Consider the following 19,293-nt stretch of genomic DNA (forward strand, 5'->3'; position numbering starts at 1 on the left):
GATGGAATTGAAAGTCACCACCCTTGAGGGCAAGGAAGCCGGCTCGGTCCAGCTTTCCGACGCCATTTTCGGTCTCGAGCCGCGCGAGGATATCATCGCGCGCTGCGTGAAGTGGCAGCTCGACAAGCGTCAGGCCGGCACCCACAAGGCCAAGGGCCGCGCCGAGATCTGGCGTACCGGCAAGAAGATGTACAAGCAGAAGGGCACCGGTGGTGCTCGTCACGGTTCAGCCCGCGTGCCGCAGTTCCGTGGCGGCGGCCGTGCCTTCGGTCCGGTGGTGCGCTCGCACGCCTCCGATCTGCCGAAGAAGGTTCGCGCGCTCGCGCTGAAGCATGCGCTGTCGGCCAAGGCCAAGGACGGTGATCTCGTCGTGATCGAGAAGGCCGCGCTCGAGGCCGCCAAGACCAAGGCGCTGCTCAGCCACTTCTCGGGCCTCGGTCTGACCAACGCGCTGATCATCGACGGCGCCGAGCTCAACGAGGGCTTCGCGGCGGCTGCCCGCAACATCCCGAACATGGACGTGCTGCCGATCCAGGGCATCAACGTCTACGACATCCTGCGCCGTCAGAAGCTCGTTCTGACCAAGGCCGCCATCGATGCGCTGGAGGCGCGCTTCAAATGAAGAAGAACATCGAGGCTCGCCACTACGACGTGATCCTGTCGCCGGTCGTGACCGAAAAGGCGACGATCGCCTCGGAGCACAACAAGGTTCTGTTCAAGGTGGCCGCGAAGGCGACCAAGCCGCAGATCAAGGAAGCGATCGAGAAGCTGTTCGACGTCAAGGTCAAGAGCGTCAACACGCTGGTCCGCAAGGGCAAGGTCAAGGCCTTCCGCGGCAATCTCGGCTCGCAGTCGAACACCAAGCGCGCGATCGTGACCCTCGAAGAGGGCCACCGGATCGACGTCACCACCGGTCTGTAAGGTCGTACGACGATGGCACTGAAGACATTCAATCCCACGACGCCGGGCCAGCGCCAGCTGGTCATGGTCGATCGTTCGGCCCTCTACAAGGGCAAGCCGGTCAAGGCGCTCACCGAAGGCAAGAAGTCCTCGGGTGGCCGCAACAACACGGGCCGCATCACCGTGCGTTTCCGTGGCGGCGGGCACAAGCAGACGCTGCGCACCGTCGACTTCAAGCGCGAGAAGGTGGACGTTCCCGCCACCGTCGAGCGGCTGGAGTACGATCCGAACCGCACGGGCTTCATCGCACTGATCAAGTATCAGGACGGCGAGCAGGCCTACATCCTGGCGCCGCAGCGCCTGGCCGTGGGTGACACCATCATTGCCGGCAACTATGTCGACGTGAAGCCGGGCAACGTCATGCCGCTGGGCAACATGCCGGTCGGCACGATCATCCACAACATCGAGACGAAGATTGGCAAGGGTGGCCAGCTCGCGCGTTCGGCCGGCACCTACGCCCAGCTCGTCGGTCGCGACCAGGACTACGTGATCATCCGCCTGAACTCGGGCGAGCAGCGCCTGGTGCATGGTCGCTGCCGCGGCACGATCGGCGCGGTGTCGAACCCGGATCACATGAACACCTCTATCGGCAAGGCCGGCCGCAAGCGTTGGATGGGCCGTCGCCCGCACAACCGCGGCGTTGCCATGAACCCGATCGACCATCCGCACGGCGGTGGTGAAGGTCGTACCTCGGGCGGTCGCCACCCGGTCACTCCGTGGGGCAAGCCGACCAAGGGCAAGAAGACCCGCACCAACAAGTCGACCAACAAATTCATTCTCCTAAGCCGCCACAAGCGGAAGAAGTAAGGAACGCCGGACATGGTTCGTTCAGTCTGGAAAGGCCCGTTCGTCGAGGCGTCGCTGCTCAAGAAGGCAGATGCGGCGCGTGCGTCCGGCCGTCACGACGTCATCAAGATCTGGAGCCGTCGCTCGACCATCCTGCCGCAGTTCGTCGGCCTGACCTTCGGCGTCTACAACGGTCAGAAGCACGTGCCGGTGGCGGTCAACGAGGAAATGGTCGGTCACAAGTTCGGCGAGTTCTCGCCGACCCGGACCTTCCATGGCCACTCCGGCGACAAGAAAGCCAAGAAGGCTTGAGGATTAAGTCATGAGCAAACCTAAGCGCGAACGGAGCCTCGCCGACAACGAGGCCAAGGCGGTCGCCCGGATGCTGCGGGTGAGCCCGCAGAAGCTCAACCTGGTGGCCCAGCTCATTCGCGGCCGCAAGGCGTCTGCTGCGCTCGCCGATTTGCAGTTTTCGCGCAAGCGGATCGCTGTGGACGTGAAGAAGTGCCTGGAATCGGCTATCGCCAACGCCGAGAACAATCACGATCTCGACGTCGACGATCTCGTCGTGGCGCAGGCCTTCGTCGGCAACGGGCTCGTGATGAAGCGCTTTGCTGCCCGCGGCCGCGGCCGCTCGGGCCGTGTCTACAAACCATTTTCGCAGCTGACGATCATCGTTCGTCAGGTCGAAGCCGAAGCGGCCGCTTAAGGACGCAGGAGAAAACGATGGGTCAAAAGATCAATCCGATCGGTCTGCGTCTCGGCATTAACCGGACCTGGGATTCCCGCTGGTTCGCCGGCAAGCAGGAATACGGCAAGCTGCTGCACGAAGACGTCAAGATCCGTGAGATCCTGCACAAGGAGCTCAAGCAGGCGGCCGTCGCCCGCATCGTGATCGAGCGTCCGCACAAAAAGTGCCGCGTCACGATCCACTCGGCTCGTCCGGGCGTGGTGATCGGCAAGAAGGGCGCCGACATCGACAAGCTGCGCAAGAGGGTGGCCGACATCACCTCGTCGGACGTCGTGATCAACATCGTCGAGATCCGCAAGCCTGAGCTCGATGCGACGCTGGTCGCCGAATCGATCGCGCAGCAGCTCGAGCGCCGCGTTGCGTTCCGCCGCGCCATGAAGCGCGCCGTGCAGTCGGCGATGCGTCTCGGCGCGGAAGGCATCCGCATCAACTGCTCGGGTCGTCTGGGCGGTGCGGAAATCGCGCGCATGGAGTGGTACCGCGAAGGTCGCGTTCCGCTGCACACGCTGCGCGCCGACATCGACTACGGCGTCGCGACCGCGTTCACGACCTTTGGCACCTGCGGCGTCAAGGTCTGGATCTTCAAGGGTGAGATCCTCGAGCACGATCCGATGGCCCAGGACAAGAGAATGGCCGAAGGCGAGGGTGGTGGCAGCGGTGGCGGCCGGCAGCGTCGCGACGCTGCGGCCTGAGCCAGCACAGGAATTTGAGGGCTTAAAGCCATGATGCAACCTAAGAAAACGAAGTTCCGGAAGGCGCATAAGGGCCGCATCCACGGCGTTGCGTCTTCGGGCGCGACGTTGGCGTTCGGCCAGTTCGGCCTGAAAGCGACCGAGCCTGAGCGCGTTACCGCGCGCCAGATCGAGGCCGCCCGCCGCGCGCTGACCCGTCACATGAAGCGCGCCGGCCGCGTCTGGATCCGCGTATTCCCCGACGTTCCGGTGTCGAAGAAGCCCGCCGAAGTCCGCATGGGCTCGGGCAAGGGCTCGCCGGAATTGTGGGTCGCGCGCGTCAAGCCGGGCCGGGTGCTGTTCGAGATCGACGGCGTCAATACCCAGACCGCGCGCGAGGCGCTGACCCTGGCGGCGGCCAAGCTGCCGATCAAGACGCGCTTCGTCGAGCGCATTGCGGAGTAATGGCCATGGCCCAGATGAAGATCGAAGACATCCGCGCGATGAGCCCCGACCAGCAGGATGACGCCGTCCTGAACCTGAAGAAGGAGCGCTTCAACCTGCGCTTCCAGCGCGCCACCGGGCAGCTCGAGAACACCTCGCGCCTGCGCGAGGCCCGCCGTGACATCGCCCGGATCAAGACCGTCGCCGCGCAGCAGCGCGCGAAGAAGAAGTAAGAGGCTTACGAAGATGCCGAAACGTACTTTGCAGGGCGTGGTCGTCAGCGACAAGCAAGCCAAGACCATCGTGGTGCGCGTCGATCGCCGTTTCACGCACCCGATCTACAAGAAGACGATCCGCCGTTCGAAGAACTATCATGCGCACGACGAGAGCAACCAGTTCAAGCCGGGCGACGTGGTGTGGATCGAGGAATCGAAGCCGATTTCGAAGTTGAAGCGCTGGGTCGTGATCCGGGGCGAGCACAAGAAAAGCGCCTGAGCTGCCGGCACTTAGCCGACTGACTTCAGGGAAATGTTGAGCGCTGGCCAGGCTGGCGCATAAGAGAAAGAGGACGAGGTGCATCAATGATTCAGATGCAGACCAACCTCGACGTGGCCGACAATTCTGGCGCACGCCGTGTCATGTGTATCAAGGTGCTCGGAGGCTCCAAGCGCCGCTACGCCACCATCGGCGACATCATTGTCGTGTCGATCAAGGAAGCGATTCCGCGTGGCAAGGTGAAGAAGGGCGACGTGATGAAGGCCGTCGTGGTGCGAGTCCGCAAGGACATCCGCCGCGCTGACGGTTCGGTCATCCGCTTCGACCGCAACGCCGCTGTCCTGATCAACAACCAGGCCGAGCCGGTCGGCACCCGTATCTTCGGGCCCGTGCCGCGCGAGCTGCGCGCCAAGAACCACATGAAGATCATTTCGCTCGCGCCGGAGGTGCTGTGATGGCTGCGAAGATCCGCAAGGGCGATAAGGTCGTCGTGCTGACCGGCCGCGACAAGGGCCGCACCGGCGAGGTTTTCGAGGTTCGTCCGGACGCCGGCACGGCCTTGGTGCGTGGCATCAACATGGTGAAGCGTCACCAGAAGCAGACGCAGAACCAGGAGGGCGGCATCATCTCGAAAGAGGCGCCGATCCAACTGTCCAATATCGCGTATCTCGGCAAGGACGGAAAGCCGACACGCGTCGGATTCAAGATTCAGGCGGACGGCAAGAAGGTCCGCATCGCCAAGAGCTCGGGAGCTGAGATCGATGGCTGACACAGCTTACTTGCCGCGCCTGCGCGCGGAATATGACGCCAAGATCCGCGTCGCGCTGACCGAGAAGTTCGGTTACGAGAACGTCATGCAGGTTCCGCGGCTGGACAAGGTCGTGCTGAACATGGGCGTTGGCGATTCCGTCAACGACCGCAAGAAGGCCGAGACCGCCGCCGCCGAATTGACCCAGATCGCCGGCCAGAAGGCGATCGTGACCTATTCGCGTATCGCGATCGCGACCTTCAAGCTGCGTGAGAACCAGCCGATCGGCTGCAAGGTCACGCTGCGCAAGGCCCGCATGTACGAGTTCATCGATCGCCTGGTGACGGTCGCGTTGCCGCGCGTCCGCGACTTCCGCGGCCTGAACCCGAAGAGCTTCGACGGCCGCGGCAACTACTCGCTCGGCATCAAGGAGCACATCATTTTCCCCGAGATCGACTTCGACAAGGTCACGGAAGCCCGCGGTATGGACATCACCGTCTGCACCACGGCCAAGACCGACGAAGAGGCGAGGGCCTTGTTGACCGCTTTCAATTTCCCGTTCCGGCAGTGAGACGCTGACCTAGAGCCTCTCAAACGCGGATACCCAGGAGCCAAGCATGGCAAAGAAGAGTTCAATCGAGAAGAACAACCGGCGCACGCGGATGGTGAAGAACGCCGCCGCCAAGCGCGCGCGGTTGAAGGCGATCATCGCCGACAAGAAGCTCCCGATGGAGGAGCGCTTCGCTGCGACGTTGAAGCTGGCGGAAATGCCGCGCAATTCGTCGGCGACCCGCATCCGCCTGCGTTGCGAGCTGTCGGGCCGCCCGCGCTCGAACTACCGCAAGAACAAGCTGTCCCGTATCGCGCTGCGCGAACTTGGCTCCAAGGGCATGGTCCCGGGCCTTGTGAAGTCGAGCTGGTAAGGAGGGTCGTTTAGATGTCTACGCACGATCCAATCAGCGATCTGATCACCCGTATCCGCAACGCGCAGATGCGTTCGAAGACCAAGGTGTCCACGCCTGGCTCGAAGATGCGCGAGAACGTGCTCGAGGTTCTCAAGACCGAAGGCTACATCCGCGGCTACGCCACGCTCGAACACTCCTCGGGCCGCAGCGAGATCGAGATCGAGCTGAAGTATTTCGACGGCGAGCCCGTCATCCGCGAGATCGAACGTGTCTCCAAGCCCGGGCGCCGTGTTTACGCCTCGGTGAAGAACCTGCCGCGGGTCAACAACGGGCTCGGCATTTCGGTGTTGTCGACGCCGAAGGGGATCATGGCCGACCACAGCGCGCGTGACGCGAATGTGGGCGGTGAAGTCCTCTTCACGGTGTTCTGAGAAGGATTTTTGATCCATGTCACGTGTTGGCAAAAGGCCTGTGGCGGTGCCGTCCGGTGTGACCGCGACCGTCGATGGGCAGACCGTCAAGATGAAGGGGCCGAAGGGCCAGCTTCAGTTCGTCGTTCATGACGACGTCGAGGTGAAGCTCGAGAGCGGCCAGATCAAGGTCAAGCCGCGGGCTGAGACCAACCGCGCGCGGGCGCTGTACGGCACCGCTCGCGCCCAGGTCGCGAATCTGGTCGAAGGCGTCACCAAGGGCTTCGAGAAGAAGCTCGAAATCACCGGCGTCGGTTACCGCGCCGCGATGCAGGGCAAGAACCTCCAGCTCGCGCTCGGTTACAGCCACGACGTGATCTACCCGATCCCGGAAGGGATCACGATCACCGTGCCGAAGCCCACCGAGATCACGGTCACCGGCAGCGACGTCCAGCGCGTCGGCCAGGTTGCCGCTGAGATCCGCTCCTACCGTCCGCCGGAGCCCTACAAGGGCAAGGGCGTGAAGTATGTGGGCGAATTCATCTTCCGCAAGGAAGGCAAGAAGAAGTAACGGAGCCGGTCATGTCCAAAGCCAAGGTTACGAATGCCCGGCGCAAGCGGAGTGTGCGGCTGAAGCTGCGCCGTTCCGGTGGCGGCCGTCCGCGCCTGTCGGTGTTCCGCTCGTCCAAGCACATCTACGCCCAGGTCATCGACGACCTGAAGGGCGAGACGCTGGCCTCTGCTTCCTCGCTCGAGAAGACGATGCGCGACGGCGGCAAGACCGGCGCCGACATCGATGCGGCGAAGGCGGTCGGCAAGCTGCTGGCCGAGCGCGCCGCCGAGAAGGGCGTCAAGGAAGTCGTGTTCGATCGCGGCAGCTACCTCTACCATGGGCGCGTCAAGGCTCTCGCCGACGCAGCGCGTGAGAGCGGGCTGAGCTTCTAACAGAATTTGAGGATTGAGGCGTAAGCCTCTGAAGGATTGGAAAAATGGCAGAACGCGAACAACGTGGTGGACGCGATCAACGCGGCGGCGGACGTGACCGCAAGGAGCGCGAGGAGCGCGACAGCGAGTTCGTCGACAAGCTGGTCCACATCAACCGCGTGGCCAAGGTCGTCAAGGGCGGTAAGCGCTTCGGTTTCGCAGCGCTGGTCGTGATCGGCGACCAGAAGGGCCGCGCCGGCTTCGGTCACGGCAAGGCGCGCGAAGTGCCGGAGGCGATCCGCAAGGCCACCGAGTCCGCCAAGCGCAACCTGACCCGCGTGTCGCTGCGCGAGGGCCGCACGCTCCATCACGACATCGCCGGCCGTCACGGCGCGGGCCGTGTCTACCTGCGTGCCGCTCCGGCGGGTACCGGCATCATCGCCGGCGGCCCGATGCGCGCTGTGTTCGAGACGCTCGGCGTCCAGGACGTGGTCGCAAAGTCGATCGGCTCGTCGAACCCGTACAACATGGTGCGCGCGACCTTTGACGCGCTGAAGCACCAGGATTCGCCGCGCTCGGTGGCGGCCCGTCGCAACATCAAGGTGTCCACCCTGCAGTCCCGTCGTATCGGCGGCGATGCCGAGGCGGCTGCCGACTAACGGAAGCTTTTCGGAGTTTTAAAAAATGGCCAAGGCCGCCAAGACGATCAAGATCGAGCAGATCGGCAGCGCGATCCGCCGCCATCACTCGCAGCGCTCGACGCTGATCGGGCTCAAGCTCAACAAGATCGGCCGCGTCGCCGAATTGCCGGACACCCCGGCTGTTCGCGGCATGATCGAGAAAGTTCACCATCTCGTCCGTATCGTCGACGGGAAGTAAGCAAGGGCGCGTGATCCCGAGAGGCGGATACCGGTTTTCGGGCAAGACCACGCGCAAGAAACAAGGAGAAGGGCGATGAAGCTCAGCGATATCGCCGACAACCCCGGCTCGCGCAAGAAGCGCATGCGCGTCGGCCGCGGCATCGGTTCGGGCAAGGGCAAGCAGTCCGGCCGCGGCGGCAAGGGCCAGACCGCGCGTTCGGGCGTGCGCATCAAGGGTTTTGAAGGCGGCCAGATGCCGATGCATCGCCGTCTGCCCAAGCGCGGCTTCAACAACATCTTCCGCGTCGAGTTCGCCGAGATCAATCTCGACCGGCTCCAGGACGCCGTCGATGCCAAGAAGCTCGACACCGGCAGCGTCGTGAACGCCGAAGCGCTGGTGAAGGCCGGCGTGCTGCGCCGCTCCAAGGCCGGCGTCCGGCTGCTCGGCCGCGGCGAGCTCAAGGCCAAGCTCAACATCGAAGTGCACGGTGCCTCGAAGTCCGCGATCGCGGCGGTCGAGAAGGCCGGCGGCTCGGTGAAGATCCTCGCGCCTGCCGCCGAAGAAGGCGAGGCGGCGTAACATCTGCGTCATTGGCCCGCGGCTCGCGGGCCTTTACGCATGCGGGACGATGGACTTATCGAAGCCGTGCACCAGATAATGTCCGGCGTCCGCCCAAGTAGCCCGGCCGCGGGCATGACGGCGCAGTAGGCGGCGGGAGAAAGCCCAACATGGTCTCAGCAGCGGAACAACTGGCAGCCAATCTCAATTTCGGCGCGCTTGCCAAGGCCGACGAACTGAAGAAGCGCATCTGGTTCACCTTGGGTGCGCTGCTCGTTTATCGGCTCGGCACCTACATCCCGCTGCCCGGTATCGATCCCAACATCTGGGAGCAGGTGTTCCGCTCGCAGGCGGGCGGCATCCTCGGCATGTTCAACATGTTCGCCGGCGGCGGCATCCACCGCATGGCGATCTTTGCGCTGAACATCATGCCGTACATCTCGGCCTCGATCATCATCCAGCTCCTCACCACCGTCTCGCCGCAGCTCGAGGCGCTGAAGAAGGAAGGCGAGGCGGGCCGCAAGACGCTGAACCAGTACACCCGCTACCTCACCGTCATCCTGGCCGCGTTCCAGTCCTACGGCATTGCGGTCGGCCTCGAAGGCGCCGGCAATGTCGTCAGCGATCCGGGCCTGTTCTTCCGTCTCTCCACCGCGATCACGCTCACCGGCGGCACCATGTTCCTAATGTGGCTGGGCGAGCAGGTGACCTCGCGCGGCATCGGTAACGGCATCTCGCTGATCATTCTGTCCGGCATCGTTGCAGAGCTGCCCTCGGCGCTCGCCAACATGCTCGAACTCGGCCGTCAGGGCGCGATGTCCACCGGCCTGATCCTGATCGTCATCATCATGGCGGTCGCCGTGATCGCCTTCATCGTGTTCATGGAGCGCGCGCAGCGCCGCCTCCTGATTCAGTATCCGAAGCGCCAGGTCGGCAACAAGATGTTCGAGGGGCAGTCCTCGCATCTGCCGCTCAAGCTCAACACCTCGGGCGTCATCCCGCCGATCTTCGCGTCATCGCTGCTCCTGCTGCCGACCACGGTTGCGAACTTCAACGCGGGCAAGGGGCCGGAATGGTTCCAGTGGCTCACGACGCAGCTCGGCCACGGCCGGCCACTGTTCCTGATCATGTATCTCGCGCTGATCGTGTTCTTCGCGTTCTTCTACACCGCGATCGTGTTCAACCCGACCGAGACCGCGGACAATTTGAAGAAGCATGGCGGCTTCATTCCGGGCATCCGTCCCGGCGAACGCACCGCCGAATATATCGACTACGTTCTGTCGCGCATCACCGTGATCGGCGCGATCTACCTCGCGATCGTCTGTTTGATCCCGGAAATTCTGATTTCCTACGCCTCGGTGCCTTTCTACTTTGGCGGCACGTCGCTGTTGATCGTGGTCAGTGTCACCATGGACACGGTGGCGCAGGTTCAGGGTTACCTGCTGGCTCACCAGTACGAAGGGCTGATCCGGAAGTCGAAGCTGAGGGGCCGCCGCAATCGGTAGCGCTTCAGGCGCGCGCCTGATCGGCCCATGCGACCGGGTGCGCCGCTCCTCGCGCGAGGCTCGTAACGTGTCGACCGCCCGTCGTTGACGAGAGCTGTCGGAGCCGACTACCTGACCGTACAGACCGATTCCAAAGGTCCCGTATCTTGCGGTGGCGTGCTGCCGTATAGTTTTTTGGTGGTGGTGCGGCGCTGGTTTGCACTATCGTTGATCTTCAAACACAGGTGCGCGACCTATCGCTCACCGATCCGGGGGGCGAACGCCAATGAGAATTATCCTTCTGGGACCGCCGGGGTCAGGCAAGGGGACCCAGGCGCAACGGTTGATCGAGCGCTACGGCATCGTGCAGCTCTCCACCGGTGAGATGCTTCGCGCTGCGGTGGCGGCCGGAACTCCGGTCGGCTTGAGGGCGAAGGAGATCATGGCGAGCGGTGGCCTCGTGCCCGACGACGTCGTGGTCGGAATCATCGCCGACCGAATCGAGCAGCCAGACGCCAAGAAGGGATTCATCCTCGACGGATTCCCGCGCACAGTGCCGCAGGCCGAGGCCCTGGACGAGTTGTTGAAGCACAGGCACCTCAAGCTCGACGGCGTAATCGAACTCAGGGTCAACGAGAGCGCGCTGCTCGACCGTGTCGAGACCCGCGTCGCACAGATGCGCGAACGTGGCGAGGAGGTGAGGGTCGACGACACGCCGGAGGTCCTGACCAAGCGACTCGCCAGCTACCGCAGCCAGACGGAACCGCTGATTCACTACTATTCCGAGCGGCGCAAGCTCTCGACCGTTGATGGCATGATGACCATCGAAGAGGTCACCCGCGCCATCCACCGACTTCTCCTGGCACTTGGGGCGATCGAGCCCAAGACTCATGCCAAGACTCACGCCAAGGCCGCCCAGGCCAAGCCCGCAGGCAAGGCCGTGGCCAGGACGGCATCCGCCAGGAAAGGCGCGAAAAAAGCTGCGAAGACGGCCAAAAAGCCCGCGAAAGCGGCCAAAAAGGCCGGAAAACCTGCCAAAAAGGCCAGCAAAGGCGCCAAGAAGGCTCCCAAAAAGCCCGCAAAGAAGACCGTTAAAAAGACCGCTAAAAAGACCGCTAAAAAAGGTCCGAAGAAGGCCCCAAAAAAGGTCACGAAAAAGCGAGCTAAGCGCTAGCAGCGGTTGACGAAACCCCCCGGAATCCCTTAATAAGCCCCGCATCCAAGTCGGATAGTTTCAGACGATGCCGGGCCCCAGGAAGACCGGGGGTGGGCGTCGTGTTCGCGTTTGTGAACACCTGCCCGAGAAAGCAAGCACTTAAAGCCCGACCCCTGACGAGGGATCGGCAACAGGAGAGAAGGCCGTGGCCCGTATTGCCGGCGTAAATATTCCCACCAACAAGCGCGTGCTGATCGCGCTGCAGTACATCCATGGCATCGGCCCGAAGATCGCCGGTGAGATCATGGAGAAGGTGAAGATCCCCGAGGATCGTCGTGTCAATCAGCTGACCGACCAGGAAGTGCTCCAGATCCGCGAAGTCATCGACCGCGACTATCTCGTCGAGGGCGATCTGCGTCGCGAGGTCGGCATCAACATCAAGCGTCTGATGGACCTCGGCTGCTATCGCGGCCTGCGTCATCGTCGCGGTCTGCCGGTGCGCGGTCAGCGCACCCACACCAATGCGCGCACGCGCAAGGGTCCGGCCAAAGCGATCGCCGGTAAGAAGAAGTAAACTGGCGAATAGGGAATGGCGAATGGCGAGTAGGGAGTTTCCCTATTCGCCATTCGCTGCTCACCATTCGCTTCCACAGGTGTAGCCGCTGGCATTACGGCGGCGTTTGAGATCTCCAGGAAAGGTACTCAATGGGCAAGGAAGCCACCCGCGTTCGCCGTCGTGAGCGCAAGAACATCGCCTCCGGCGTGGCGCACGTGAACTCGTCGTTCAACAACACGACGATCACCATCACCGATGCGCAGGGCAACACGATCGCCTGGTCGTCGGCGGGCACGATGGGTTTCAAGGGGTCGCGCAAGTCGACCCCGTATGCAGCGCAGGTTGCTGCCGAGGACGTTTCCAAGAAGGCGCAGGAGCACGGCATGCGCACGCTGGAAGTCGAAGTCGCCGGTCCTGGTTCGGGCCGTGAGTCGGCGCTCCGCGCATTGCAGGCTGCGGGCTTCACCGTGACGTCGATCCGCGACGTGACCACGATCCCGCACAATGGTTGCCGCCCGCGCAAGCGCCGGCGCGTTTGATACGAGGTCGCGGGCGCCGTCGTCGTCCGCGATGACTTTACTTTGCGAAGCCGCAAGCGCGACTTGCGGCCTTTCTCCAACGCCAGTGTCCGCAATGGCAGACTGACTGGCCTGTATGGGTGAAACAGTGACGATCCAGAAAAATTGGCAAGAACTGATTCGGCCGAACAAGCTCCAGGTAACCCCGGGTAGCGATCCGGCCCGCTTTGCGACCATCGTCGCCGAGCCGCTCGAGCGTGGCTTCGGCCAGACGCTCGGCAACGCGCTGCGCCGCATCCTGTTGTCTTCGCTGCAGGGCGCTGCCGTGCAGTCGGTGCACATCGACGGCGTGCTGCACGAGTTCTCCTCGATCGCGGGCGTCCGTGAGGATGTCACCGACATTGTGCTGAACATCAAGGATATCTCGATCAAGATGCAGGGCGAAGGCCCCAAGCGCATGGTCGTGAAGAAGCAGGGACCGGGTGTGGTCACCGCCGGCGACATCCAGACCGTCGGCGACGTCACTGTGCTCAATCCGGATCTGCAGATCTGCACCCTCGACGAGGGCGCCGAGATCCGCATGGAGTTCACGGTCTCGACCGGCAAGGGCTACGTTCCCGCCGAGCGCAACCGTCCCGAGGACGCGCCGATCGGCCTGATCCCGGTCGACAGCCTCTACTCGCCGGTCCGCAAGGTCTCCTACAAGGTCGAGAACACCCGCGAGGGCCAGATCCTCGACTACGACAAGCTGACCATGACGATCGAGACCAACGGCGCGATCACGCCGGATGACTCGGTGGCCTACGCTGCCCGCATCCTGCAAGATCAGCTCAACGTGTTCGTCAACTTCGAAGAGCCGCGCAAGGAAGTCGCCCAGGAGATCATCCCGGACCTCGCCTTCAATCCGGCCTTCCTCAAGAAGGTGGACGAGCTCGAACTGTCGGTGCGTTCGGCCAACTGCCTGAAGAACGACAACATCGTCTACATCGGCGACCTCGTGCAGAAGTCGGAAGCTGAAATGCTCCGCACTCCGAACTTCGGCCGCAAGTCGCTGAACGAGATCAAGGAAGTGCTGGCCCAGATGGGTCTGCACCTCGGCATGGAAGTGCCGGGCTGGCCGCCGGAGAACATCGACGAGCTCGCCAAGCGCTTCGAGGATCATTACTGATCTGACTTCACCGTGACGGCCGGCGTCCCCGGCCGTCATTTTTATGGGCGAACGCAGGAAGCCCACCTGAGCAACTGGTCCGACGAACCGTCGCGGCAGTTCTAAAATAAGGAATACTTACATGCGTCACGGCAAGGTTCATCGGAAGCTCAACCGCACGGCCGAGCACCGCCGCGCGATGTTCGCCAACATGGCGGCCGCGCTGATCAAGCACGAGCAGATCGTCACCACGCTGCCCAAGGCCAAGGAGCTTCGTCCGATCGTCGAGAAGCTCGTCACCCTCGGCAAGAAGGGCGGGCTGTCCATGCGTCGCCAGGCCATCTCCGAGATGCGCGACAAGGACCAGGTCAAGAAGCTGTTCGACGTGCTCGCGACCCGCTACAAGGACCGCCAGGGCGGCTACACCCGCATCATCAAGGCCGGCTTCCGCTACGGCGACAACGCCGCGATGGCCGTGATCGAATTCGTCGATCGCGACGTCGACGCCAAGGGCCAGGACTCCGGCCCGTCGCAGGCGAAGGAAGCCGAAGCGGCGTAAGCTAGCTCACATAGCTTTTCAAAAGCGGCGCCCTCGGGTGCCGCTTTTTTGTATGTCGCAGCCATTTCTCATGCTGCGCACGATGATTTTCCGCAAAAGCATTTTTTGTTTGAGGGTTTCCATGAGGATGGCCTTTGGGATTGCGCTGGCGCTGCTGATGTCGCCGGCCGTCGGCGAAACGCTGGTCGAACGCGGCGCCTATCTCGTCAACAGCGTGATGGCCTGCCACAACTGCCACACGCCGCGCGGCCCGCAGGGCCTCGATCTCTCCCGCGCGCTGTCGGGCGGCCAGACCTTTGACGAACCGGCCTTCAAGGTCACCGGCTCCAACATCACGCCGGACAAGGACACCGGGATCGGCACCTGGAGCGATGTCGAGCTGAAGCGCTTTCTCGTCAGCGGCATCAAGCCGAACGGGACGGCGGCCGCGCCGATCATGCCGACCGCATTCTACACGGTGCTGACGGCCCGCGACCTCGATGCGCTTGCAGCCTACTTACGCTCCGTGCAGCCTGTGCACCACGAAACGCCGGCGCCGGAATACAAGATCATGCTGACGCCGGAGACGCCGTCCTATGCCGGCAAGCCGGTGAGCGAGGGTGACTTGGAAGACAAGCTCGCCCGCGGCCGCTACCTTTTGACGATCGCCCACTGCCTGGAATGTCACACGCCGGAAGGGCCGTCCGTGGTCCACGATTTCGCCGGCGCGAGCGGCAAGGGCGGAAGGACATTCAAGGGGCCGTGGGGCGAATCCGTCTCCGCCAACATCACGGCCGATCCTGCGGCCGGCCTCGGCGGATGGAGCGACGACGAGATCAAGCGTGCGATCACGCAAGGCATCGCCCGCGACGGTCACAAGCTCAAGCCGCCAATGGCCTATGCAAGCTACGCCACCATGGCGCCGCAGGATCTCGATGCCATCGTCGCGTTTGTCAGGACGCTGCCACCGCGCAACTGACTCCTCACGCGTCGGTGAGGGACGATTGAAGCCGCTTTCGCAGCGCACGATATCTCCGCCAGCATCAACGGAGATAACGCATGAAGATCGACCTTTCCGGAAAGACCGCACTCGTGACCGGCTCGACCGCCGGCATCGGCCATGCCATCGCAAAAGGGCTTACCGGCTCGGGCGCCAGCGTCGTGATCAACGGGCGCGGCCAGGATAAGGTCGATGCGGCCGTGCGCAGGCTGGAAGCGGCGGGCGGCAAGGTGCGCGGCATCGCGGCCGACGTTTCGACCGCGGCAGGATGCAAGGCGCTGGTCGCGGCACTGCCCGAGGTCGATATCCTCATCAACAATGCCGGCATCTTCGAGCCGAAGGACTTTTTCGAAATACCCGACGATGACTGGACCCGTCTCTTCGAGGTCAACGTGATGAGCGGCGTGCGGCTCTCGCGCGCGTATCTGAAGGGCATGCTCAAGCGCAATTGGGGCCGCATCGTCTTCGTCTCATCGGAGTCCGGCCTCAACATCCCCGTCGAGATGATCCACTACGGCACGAGCAAGACGGCCCAACTCTCGGTCGCGCGGGGTCTCGCGCAGCTGACCCGTGGCACCGCAGTCACCGTCAATTCCGTGCTGCCGGGTCCCACCATGTCGGAAGGCGTCGAGACGTTCGTGAAGGATCTCGCCAGGCAGAACGGCCAGTCCGTCGATGAGGCTGCGGCAAATTTCGTCAAGCAGCATCGGCCGAGCTCGCTGATCCAGCGCTTCGCCAGTGTCGACGAGATCGCCAACATGGTGGTCTATGTCGCCTCGAAGGAGGCGTCCGCGACCAACGGTGCGGCATTGCGCGCGGAAGGCGGTATCGTCAATACGATTGCCTAAAGCATGATCCGGAGAAGCGTGAAGCGGTTTTCCCACCAGTTCATGCTCAAAACCAAGGGTCCGCGCGAATGCCAGCGTACGTAATCCCCGAGGTCGAGGCGCGCGACCAGGACACAATGGAGGCCTATCGCACGCTCGCGGCGACGACCATCGCGCAATATGGCGGCCGCTACCTCGCGCGGGGCGGCGCCGCAGACGTGGTGGAGGGCGGGCCACCACCGAAGACCATCATCATCGTCGAGTTTCCCTCGATGGCCCGCGCGCGGGAATGGTACGCGTCTCCGGAATATGCGGAGGCGCTCAAGCTTCGGCAGACGGCTCTGGAGCGACGACTGATGTTCGTTGAGGGCGTGCCGCCTGTGTGAGGTCTTTCTGGTGCAACGAAGGGTTGCTATGCTCGCCGGGTAGCCCAACCGGGAGAAGAGAATGTTTCAGTCGCGATTCAAGGTTTTTTGTTTCTTCGTTGCACTGGCAATCCTGTGGCCGTTTTCGCCGTCGCGCGCCGACCAGCCATTTCAGCGGCTGCTGCCGCTTTTGGTCGACCTTGCCGGATGGGAAGGCAAGAAGCCGGACGGCATGTCGATGCAGATGTCCGATACGAGCATGACCACGGCGACGCGCGAATACACGCGCGGTTCGGCGCATCTACAGGCCGCGGTCATGGTCGGCCAGACCGCAACCGGTGCCCTGGCCCCGATCCAGAGTGGAATGAACATTCAGACGGCGGACGGTCATGTCATGACCGCAACCATGCACGGCATGCAGGTGCTCAAGAACTACAACAACCCGCAGAAGTCAGGCTCGCTCATCGTGGCGCTCGGCAAGGACGCGCTGTTCAATCTCTCCTTCGACGGTCTCACCGAGGAGGAGGGGCTGGCGCTCGCCGAAAAATTCGATTGGAAGGCGCTCCAGACGGCCGCTCAGGTGAAATGAGAGCGCGGGCGGTACGCGGCAGTTTGCTTTCGCGTGGCGACCGACTAAACCTCAGTTGCATGAATTGGGCTCTGTCCACCCGGAACAAGAGGCTCGTCAAGCTCACTTCCGCCCGCTGGCGACGCCGGGCGATCTTTCTGCTCGGGGGCATCGTGGTCGGAGCGGCGGCGGTCGCATTGGCACACCTCGGCGATCTGGCACAGCATGCCTTCGCCTTGTTGCTGGCGAAGTCGCGCTACGCAGTCCTGGCGGTGATCCCGCTCGGCTTCATGCTGTCGGCGTTTCTCACCATCAGGCTGTTTCCAAACGCGCAAGGGAGCGGAATTCCGCAGGCCATCGCCGCCCGCCATCTCACCAACCAGACCGCACGGGAGCGGCTGGTCTCGATCCGCATCGCGATCGGCAAGATGATTCTCACGCTGTTCGGGCTGTTGTGCGGCGCCTCTGTCGGCCGCGAAGGTCCAACCGTTCAGGTCGGTGCCTCCATCATGTTCGCGCTCGGACGGATGTCGCCGCGCCGCCAGCCGGGCTTGATTTTGGCTGGTGCGGCTGCCGGCGTTGCAGCAGCCTTCAATACGCCGCTGGCGGGAATCGTCTTCGGGATCGAGGAGATGAGCCGTGCCTTCGAGACTCGAACCAGCAGTCTCATCATCGCCGCTGTGATCGCCGCCGGACTGACCTCGCTGGCATTGATGGGGAACTATGCCTATTTCGGCAGCAGCGCGATGTCGCTCGCCCGTGGAGCGGACTGGCTGAGCGTGCCGGTTTGCGGCGTCGTGGGCGGTCTGGCCGGTGGCTTGTTCAGCCGCATCGTCATCGCCATGGCACGCGGCTTTGCCAATCCCGTCGGGCGCGCAATCAAGGGCCATCCGTTGTGGTTTGCGTTCGCCTGCGGATTTGCCGTCGCGATCTGCGGTCTCGTATCCGGCGATACCATCTATGGCACGGGCTATGAGCAGGTGAAGACGGCCCTGGAGCTTGGTTCGCCGCTACCCCAGGACTTCGGCATTCTCAAGCTGCTCGCCACCACCTTTGCCTCGATCAGCGGCATACCGGGCGGCATTTTTTCGCCGTCGCTCGCCGTTGGGGCGGGGCTCGGCAGCAATATCGCCGGGCTCTTCCACGATGCACCGCTCGGCGCGATCATGTTGCTCGGCATGGTTTCGTATTTTGCTGGCGTCGTTCAGGCGCCGATTACCGCCTTCGTCATCGTCACCGAGATGACCGACAATCACACCATGGTGGTGCCGCTGATGGCGGCTGCGTTGATTGCGCACGCCACCTCGCGATTGATCTGCGAGGAGGGCATCTATCATGCCCTCGCCAAGGGCTTTATCGAGCGGGCGACAATGTCGCCTGACGCGAAACCGCCGCCCGCAGCGGATTGAAGCCTCTACCCCGATGATTGCGGCCTTGATGTTGCCGAGTGGCGGAAGTGTTGGAACGCTTCCGCCACTCGGCAGGACCCGGCCTCCCGGAGCCACACGTCTCACTGACAACTCTTGGCCAATCGGCCGTGAAACGGCGGCTGTCGCAACTACTCGTCCTTGATCCCGGCCTTCTCCGCGAGCTCCTTCATCTCGCCGATCTCCTTGCCGACGGAGCCGGGCCAGTCGCTGAAGCGCGAGAAGCCGGGTTCGAAGCCGACCTTGGCGAAGCGGTCGAGGACCGCCGGGTTTTGCATGGTGTCCTCCAGCGCCGCTGTCAGCTTGTCGCGAACCGCCGTTGGCAGGCCTTTGGGGGCGACCACGGCGCCCCAGGAGGCGAAGTCGATATTGGGATAGCCCAGCTCGGCCAAGGTTGGCACGTCAGGCAGGAACGGTGTCCGCTTGCCCGAAAACACCGCGAGCACCTTGACGGTGCCGGCCTCGATCTGCGGCTTGACCGCGATCACGGTGTCGACATGGTACTGGATGTGCTTGCCCATCAGGTCATTCATCGCGGGCGCACTGCCCTTGTAGGGCAGGTGGACCATCTTGATCCCCGCGCTGGCCTTGAACAACTCGCCGGCGAAATGCGAAACGGTGGCAACGCCGAAGGATGCGAGCGACAGCTTGTCCGGATTGGCCTTCGCCTCGGCGACGAGCGCGGCCACGTCCTGGATCGGGTTGTCGCGGTAGGTGACGAGCACGAGCGTGATCTTGCCGACCTGTCCCAGCGGTTCGAAATCTTTGGCGCTGTCGTAAGGCACGCTCTCCTTGACGGCCGCCGGCAGCGTGAACGTCGAGTTCGAGCTGAAGAAGATATTATAACCGTCAGGGGCCGCACGTGCGATCTCCTTGGCGGCGATGGTGGTGCCTCCGCCCGGACGGTTGAGGATGATCACGGGCTTGCCGAGGCGTGTCTCGAGCTCACTGCCGATGATGCGGCCGACGACGTCGGAGGCTCCACCCGGAGGATACGGGACAGTCAATTGCAGCGCCCTGTCGGGATAGCCGTCGGCGAGCGCGAGTGAGGTACAACTTGCCAGCGAGACCGCAGCAAGTGCCGCCGCCAAAACCGTTCTTTTCGTCCAGATGTTCATTCAGCCCAATCCCTGCATGTCCTCGGTCAATCCGACCGAGGACACATCGTAGCAGGGTGGACCGGCCACTTGAAAG

Annotated in this window: 31 protein-coding genes; 30 read left to right on the forward strand and 1 reads right to left on the reverse strand. The window is 63.2% G+C overall.

What is annotated here, in order from left to right; translation table 11 throughout:
* Position 1: 1 nt before the first annotated feature.
* The 30 genes from rplD to ACV1FX_RS06905 all read left to right on the forward strand — a co-directional run bounded on the left by rplD (position 2) and on the right by ACV1FX_RS06905 (position 18,081).
* Positions 2–622 carry a 50S ribosomal protein L4 gene (gene rplD / locus ACV1FX_RS06760; RefSeq protein WP_473116767.1) on the forward strand — a complete coding sequence of 207 codons (621 nt, stop codon included), beginning with the start codon at positions 2–4 and terminating at the stop codon, positions 620–622.
* The gene (locus ACV1FX_RS06765) at positions 619–921 is read left to right on the forward strand and encodes a 50S ribosomal protein L23 (RefSeq protein ID WP_473116768.1); all 303 of its coding nucleotides are present in this window, start codon (positions 619–621) and stop codon (positions 919–921) included. Before rplD ends, ACV1FX_RS06765 begins: the two co-directional genes overlap by 4 nt.
* Before the next feature lie 12 nt (positions 922–933).
* Positions 934–1,767 (forward strand): 50S ribosomal protein L2, encoded by an 834-nt coding sequence (gene rplB / locus ACV1FX_RS06770; RefSeq protein WP_458149228.1) that lies wholly within the window; start codon positions 934–936, stop codon positions 1,765–1,767.
* Positions 1,768–1,779: 12 nt separating this feature from the next.
* A complete protein-coding gene (gene rpsS / locus ACV1FX_RS06775; protein WP_008963465.1) occupies positions 1,780–2,058 on the forward strand; it encodes a 30S ribosomal protein S19 in 279 nt (92 codons plus the stop codon).
* Positions 2,059–2,068: 10 nt separating this feature from the next.
* Complete coding sequence (gene rplV, locus ACV1FX_RS06780) at positions 2,069–2,455, forward strand: 50S ribosomal protein L22 (RefSeq protein WP_008549264.1); 387 nt, start codon at positions 2,069–2,071, stop codon at positions 2,453–2,455.
* 17 nt (positions 2,456–2,472) lie between these two features.
* Complete coding sequence (rpsC, locus tag ACV1FX_RS06785; RefSeq protein ID WP_473116769.1) at positions 2,473–3,189, forward strand: 30S ribosomal protein S3; 717 nt, start codon at positions 2,473–2,475, stop codon at positions 3,187–3,189.
* 30 nt (positions 3,190–3,219) lie between these two features.
* Positions 3,220–3,633 carry a 50S ribosomal protein L16 gene (gene rplP / locus ACV1FX_RS06790; protein ID WP_008136349.1) on the forward strand — a complete coding sequence of 138 codons (414 nt, stop codon included), beginning with the start codon at positions 3,220–3,222 and terminating at the stop codon, positions 3,631–3,633.
* A gap of 5 nt (positions 3,634–3,638) precedes the next feature.
* Positions 3,639–3,845: a 50S ribosomal protein L29 gene (gene rpmC / locus ACV1FX_RS06795; RefSeq protein WP_027520957.1), complete on the forward strand. Its 207-nt coding sequence runs from the start codon at positions 3,639–3,641 to the stop codon at positions 3,843–3,845.
* Between the two features lie 13 nt (positions 3,846–3,858).
* Positions 3,859–4,107: a 30S ribosomal protein S17 gene (rpsQ, locus tag ACV1FX_RS06800; protein ID WP_008549247.1), complete on the forward strand. Its 249-nt coding sequence runs from the start codon at positions 3,859–3,861 to the stop codon at positions 4,105–4,107.
* 86 nt (positions 4,108–4,193) lie between these two features.
* Positions 4,194–4,562, forward strand: coding sequence for a 50S ribosomal protein L14 (rplN, locus tag ACV1FX_RS06805; protein ID WP_008549246.1), 369 nt, complete (start codon positions 4,194–4,196; stop codon positions 4,560–4,562).
* Positions 4,562–4,876, forward strand: coding sequence for a 50S ribosomal protein L24 (rplX, locus tag ACV1FX_RS06810; protein ID WP_254095936.1), 315 nt, complete (start codon positions 4,562–4,564; stop codon positions 4,874–4,876). Before rplN ends, rplX begins: the two co-directional genes overlap by 1 nt.
* Positions 4,869–5,426 carry a 50S ribosomal protein L5 gene (gene rplE / locus ACV1FX_RS06815; RefSeq protein WP_473116770.1) on the forward strand — a complete coding sequence of 186 codons (558 nt, stop codon included), beginning with the start codon at positions 4,869–4,871 and terminating at the stop codon, positions 5,424–5,426. The genes rplX and rplE overlap by 8 nt, the downstream gene beginning before the upstream one ends.
* 46 nt (positions 5,427–5,472) lie before the next feature.
* On the forward strand, positions 5,473–5,778 hold the full coding sequence (rpsN, locus tag ACV1FX_RS06820; RefSeq protein ID WP_473116771.1) for a 30S ribosomal protein S14: 306 nt from the start codon (positions 5,473–5,475) through the stop codon (positions 5,776–5,778).
* Between the two features lie 14 nt (positions 5,779–5,792).
* Positions 5,793–6,191 (forward strand): 30S ribosomal protein S8, encoded by a 399-nt coding sequence (rpsH, locus tag ACV1FX_RS06825; RefSeq protein ID WP_027554158.1) that lies wholly within the window; start codon positions 5,793–5,795, stop codon positions 6,189–6,191.
* 16 nt (positions 6,192–6,207) lie between these two features.
* Complete coding sequence (gene rplF, locus ACV1FX_RS06830; RefSeq protein WP_271503161.1) at positions 6,208–6,741, forward strand: 50S ribosomal protein L6; 534 nt, start codon at positions 6,208–6,210, stop codon at positions 6,739–6,741.
* A gap of 11 nt (positions 6,742–6,752) precedes the next feature.
* A complete protein-coding gene (gene rplR, locus ACV1FX_RS06835; protein WP_473116772.1) occupies positions 6,753–7,115 on the forward strand; it encodes a 50S ribosomal protein L18 in 363 nt (120 codons plus the stop codon).
* A 44-nt stretch (positions 7,116–7,159) separates the two neighbouring features.
* Positions 7,160–7,753, forward strand: a complete 594-nt coding sequence (gene rpsE, locus ACV1FX_RS06840; protein ID WP_027549202.1) for a 30S ribosomal protein S5 — start codon at positions 7,160–7,162, stop codon at positions 7,751–7,753.
* A gap of 25 nt (positions 7,754–7,778) precedes the next feature.
* Positions 7,779–7,973 (forward strand): 50S ribosomal protein L30, encoded by a 195-nt coding sequence (gene rpmD / locus ACV1FX_RS06845; RefSeq protein WP_027520947.1) that lies wholly within the window; start codon positions 7,779–7,781, stop codon positions 7,971–7,973.
* A gap of 75 nt (positions 7,974–8,048) precedes the next feature.
* On the forward strand, positions 8,049–8,534 hold the full coding sequence (gene rplO / locus ACV1FX_RS06850) for a 50S ribosomal protein L15 (RefSeq protein ID WP_473116773.1): 486 nt from the start codon (positions 8,049–8,051) through the stop codon (positions 8,532–8,534).
* 149 nt (positions 8,535–8,683) lie between these two features.
* Positions 8,684–10,018, forward strand: coding sequence for a preprotein translocase subunit SecY (secY, locus tag ACV1FX_RS06855; RefSeq protein ID WP_449377266.1), 1,335 nt, complete (start codon positions 8,684–8,686; stop codon positions 10,016–10,018).
* Positions 10,019–10,283: 265 nt separating this feature from the next.
* Positions 10,284–11,171: an adenylate kinase gene (locus ACV1FX_RS06860; RefSeq protein WP_473116774.1), complete on the forward strand. Its 888-nt coding sequence runs from the start codon at positions 10,284–10,286 to the stop codon at positions 11,169–11,171.
* Between the two features lie 187 nt (positions 11,172–11,358).
* On the forward strand, positions 11,359–11,727 hold the full coding sequence (gene rpsM / locus ACV1FX_RS06865) for a 30S ribosomal protein S13 (RefSeq protein ID WP_473116775.1): 369 nt from the start codon (positions 11,359–11,361) through the stop codon (positions 11,725–11,727).
* 131 nt (positions 11,728–11,858) lie between these two features.
* Complete coding sequence (rpsK, locus tag ACV1FX_RS06870) at positions 11,859–12,248, forward strand: 30S ribosomal protein S11 (RefSeq protein WP_007603045.1); 390 nt, start codon at positions 11,859–11,861, stop codon at positions 12,246–12,248.
* A 115-nt stretch (positions 12,249–12,363) separates the two neighbouring features.
* Entirely contained in the window at positions 12,364–13,395 is a 1,032-nt protein-coding gene (locus ACV1FX_RS06875) for a DNA-directed RNA polymerase subunit alpha (protein ID WP_035661033.1), read from the forward strand.
* Positions 13,396–13,516: 121 nt separating this feature from the next.
* Positions 13,517–13,933 carry a 50S ribosomal protein L17 gene (gene rplQ / locus ACV1FX_RS06880; protein WP_473116776.1) on the forward strand — a complete coding sequence of 139 codons (417 nt, stop codon included), beginning with the start codon at positions 13,517–13,519 and terminating at the stop codon, positions 13,931–13,933.
* Between the two features lie 121 nt (positions 13,934–14,054).
* Positions 14,055–14,891, forward strand: a complete 837-nt coding sequence (locus ACV1FX_RS06885; protein ID WP_473116777.1) for a c-type cytochrome — start codon at positions 14,055–14,057, stop codon at positions 14,889–14,891.
* An 80-nt stretch (positions 14,892–14,971) separates the two neighbouring features.
* A complete protein-coding gene (locus tag ACV1FX_RS06890) occupies positions 14,972–15,760 on the forward strand; it encodes an SDR family NAD(P)-dependent oxidoreductase (protein ID WP_473116778.1) in 789 nt (262 codons plus the stop codon).
* Positions 15,761–15,828: 68 nt separating this feature from the next.
* Positions 15,829–16,125 carry a DUF1330 domain-containing protein gene (locus ACV1FX_RS06895; RefSeq protein WP_473116779.1) on the forward strand — a complete coding sequence of 99 codons (297 nt, stop codon included), beginning with the start codon at positions 15,829–15,831 and terminating at the stop codon, positions 16,123–16,125.
* Between the two features lie 61 nt (positions 16,126–16,186).
* On the forward strand, positions 16,187–16,693 hold the full coding sequence (locus tag ACV1FX_RS06900; protein ID WP_473116780.1) for a hypothetical protein: 507 nt from the start codon (positions 16,187–16,189) through the stop codon (positions 16,691–16,693).
* 59 nt (positions 16,694–16,752) lie between these two features.
* Positions 16,753–18,081, forward strand: a complete 1,329-nt coding sequence (locus tag ACV1FX_RS06905) for a chloride channel protein (RefSeq protein WP_473116781.1) — start codon at positions 16,753–16,755, stop codon at positions 18,079–18,081.
* A gap of 149 nt (positions 18,082–18,230) precedes the next feature.
* Here the strand turns inward: ACV1FX_RS06905 and ACV1FX_RS06910 are convergent, their stop codons facing one another.
* The gene (locus tag ACV1FX_RS06910; protein WP_473116782.1) at positions 18,231–19,217 is read right to left on the reverse strand and encodes a Bug family tripartite tricarboxylate transporter substrate binding protein; all 987 of its coding nucleotides are present in this window, start codon (positions 19,215–19,217) and stop codon (positions 18,231–18,233) included.
* Positions 19,218–19,293: the final 76 nt, after the last annotated feature.

Source organism: Bradyrhizobium ingae, from assembly GCF_055791185.1.

What these genes read in the sequence shown, in the direction of transcription:
- rplD (WP_473116767.1), top strand. Translation starts at nt 2, where the DNA reads ATGGAATTGAAAGTCACCACCCTTGAGGGCAAGGAAGCCGGCTCGGTC.
- ACV1FX_RS06765 (WP_473116768.1), top strand. Translation starts at nt 619, where the DNA reads ATGAAGAAGAACATCGAGGCTCGCCACTACGACGTGATCCTGTCGCCG.
- rplB (WP_458149228.1), top strand. Translation starts at nt 934, where the DNA reads ATGGCACTGAAGACATTCAATCCCACGACGCCGGGCCAGCGCCAGCTG.
- rpsS (WP_008963465.1), top strand. Translation starts at nt 1,780, where the DNA reads ATGGTTCGTTCAGTCTGGAAAGGCCCGTTCGTCGAGGCGTCGCTGCTC.
- rplV (WP_008549264.1), top strand. Translation starts at nt 2,069, where the DNA reads ATGAGCAAACCTAAGCGCGAACGGAGCCTCGCCGACAACGAGGCCAAG.
- rpsC (WP_473116769.1), top strand. Translation starts at nt 2,473, where the DNA reads ATGGGTCAAAAGATCAATCCGATCGGTCTGCGTCTCGGCATTAACCGG.
- rplP (WP_008136349.1), top strand. Translation starts at nt 3,220, where the DNA reads ATGATGCAACCTAAGAAAACGAAGTTCCGGAAGGCGCATAAGGGCCGC.
- rpmC (WP_027520957.1), top strand. Translation starts at nt 3,639, where the DNA reads ATGGCCCAGATGAAGATCGAAGACATCCGCGCGATGAGCCCCGACCAG.
- rpsQ (WP_008549247.1), top strand. Translation starts at nt 3,859, where the DNA reads ATGCCGAAACGTACTTTGCAGGGCGTGGTCGTCAGCGACAAGCAAGCC.
- rplN (WP_008549246.1), top strand. Translation starts at nt 4,194, where the DNA reads ATGATTCAGATGCAGACCAACCTCGACGTGGCCGACAATTCTGGCGCA.
- rplX (WP_254095936.1), top strand. Translation starts at nt 4,562, where the DNA reads ATGGCTGCGAAGATCCGCAAGGGCGATAAGGTCGTCGTGCTGACCGGC.
- rplE (WP_473116770.1), top strand. Translation starts at nt 4,869, where the DNA reads ATGGCTGACACAGCTTACTTGCCGCGCCTGCGCGCGGAATATGACGCC.
- rpsN (WP_473116771.1), top strand. Translation starts at nt 5,473, where the DNA reads ATGGCAAAGAAGAGTTCAATCGAGAAGAACAACCGGCGCACGCGGATG.
- rpsH (WP_027554158.1), top strand. Translation starts at nt 5,793, where the DNA reads ATGTCTACGCACGATCCAATCAGCGATCTGATCACCCGTATCCGCAAC.
- rplF (WP_271503161.1), top strand. Translation starts at nt 6,208, where the DNA reads ATGTCACGTGTTGGCAAAAGGCCTGTGGCGGTGCCGTCCGGTGTGACC.
- rplR (WP_473116772.1), top strand. Translation starts at nt 6,753, where the DNA reads ATGTCCAAAGCCAAGGTTACGAATGCCCGGCGCAAGCGGAGTGTGCGG.
- rpsE (WP_027549202.1), top strand. Translation starts at nt 7,160, where the DNA reads ATGGCAGAACGCGAACAACGTGGTGGACGCGATCAACGCGGCGGCGGA.
- rpmD (WP_027520947.1), top strand. Translation starts at nt 7,779, where the DNA reads ATGGCCAAGGCCGCCAAGACGATCAAGATCGAGCAGATCGGCAGCGCG.
- rplO (WP_473116773.1), top strand. Translation starts at nt 8,049, where the DNA reads ATGAAGCTCAGCGATATCGCCGACAACCCCGGCTCGCGCAAGAAGCGC.
- secY (WP_449377266.1), top strand. Translation starts at nt 8,684, where the DNA reads ATGGTCTCAGCAGCGGAACAACTGGCAGCCAATCTCAATTTCGGCGCG.
- ACV1FX_RS06860 (WP_473116774.1), top strand. Translation starts at nt 10,284, where the DNA reads ATGAGAATTATCCTTCTGGGACCGCCGGGGTCAGGCAAGGGGACCCAG.
- rpsK (WP_007603045.1), top strand. Translation starts at nt 11,859, where the DNA reads ATGGGCAAGGAAGCCACCCGCGTTCGCCGTCGTGAGCGCAAGAACATC.
- ACV1FX_RS06875 (WP_035661033.1), top strand. Translation starts at nt 12,364, where the DNA reads ATGGGTGAAACAGTGACGATCCAGAAAAATTGGCAAGAACTGATTCGG.
- rplQ (WP_473116776.1), top strand. Translation starts at nt 13,517, where the DNA reads ATGCGTCACGGCAAGGTTCATCGGAAGCTCAACCGCACGGCCGAGCAC.
- ACV1FX_RS06885 (WP_473116777.1), top strand. Translation starts at nt 14,055, where the DNA reads ATGAGGATGGCCTTTGGGATTGCGCTGGCGCTGCTGATGTCGCCGGCC.
- ACV1FX_RS06890 (WP_473116778.1), top strand. Translation starts at nt 14,972, where the DNA reads ATGAAGATCGACCTTTCCGGAAAGACCGCACTCGTGACCGGCTCGACC.
- ACV1FX_RS06895 (WP_473116779.1), top strand. Translation starts at nt 15,829, where the DNA reads ATGCCAGCGTACGTAATCCCCGAGGTCGAGGCGCGCGACCAGGACACA.
- ACV1FX_RS06900 (WP_473116780.1), top strand. Translation starts at nt 16,187, where the DNA reads ATGTTTCAGTCGCGATTCAAGGTTTTTTGTTTCTTCGTTGCACTGGCA.
- ACV1FX_RS06905 (WP_473116781.1), top strand. Translation starts at nt 16,753, where the DNA reads ATGAATTGGGCTCTGTCCACCCGGAACAAGAGGCTCGTCAAGCTCACT.
- ACV1FX_RS06910 (WP_473116782.1), bottom strand. Translation starts at nt 19,217, where the DNA reads ATGAACATCTGGACGAAAAGAACGGTTTTGGCGGCGGCACTTGCTGCG.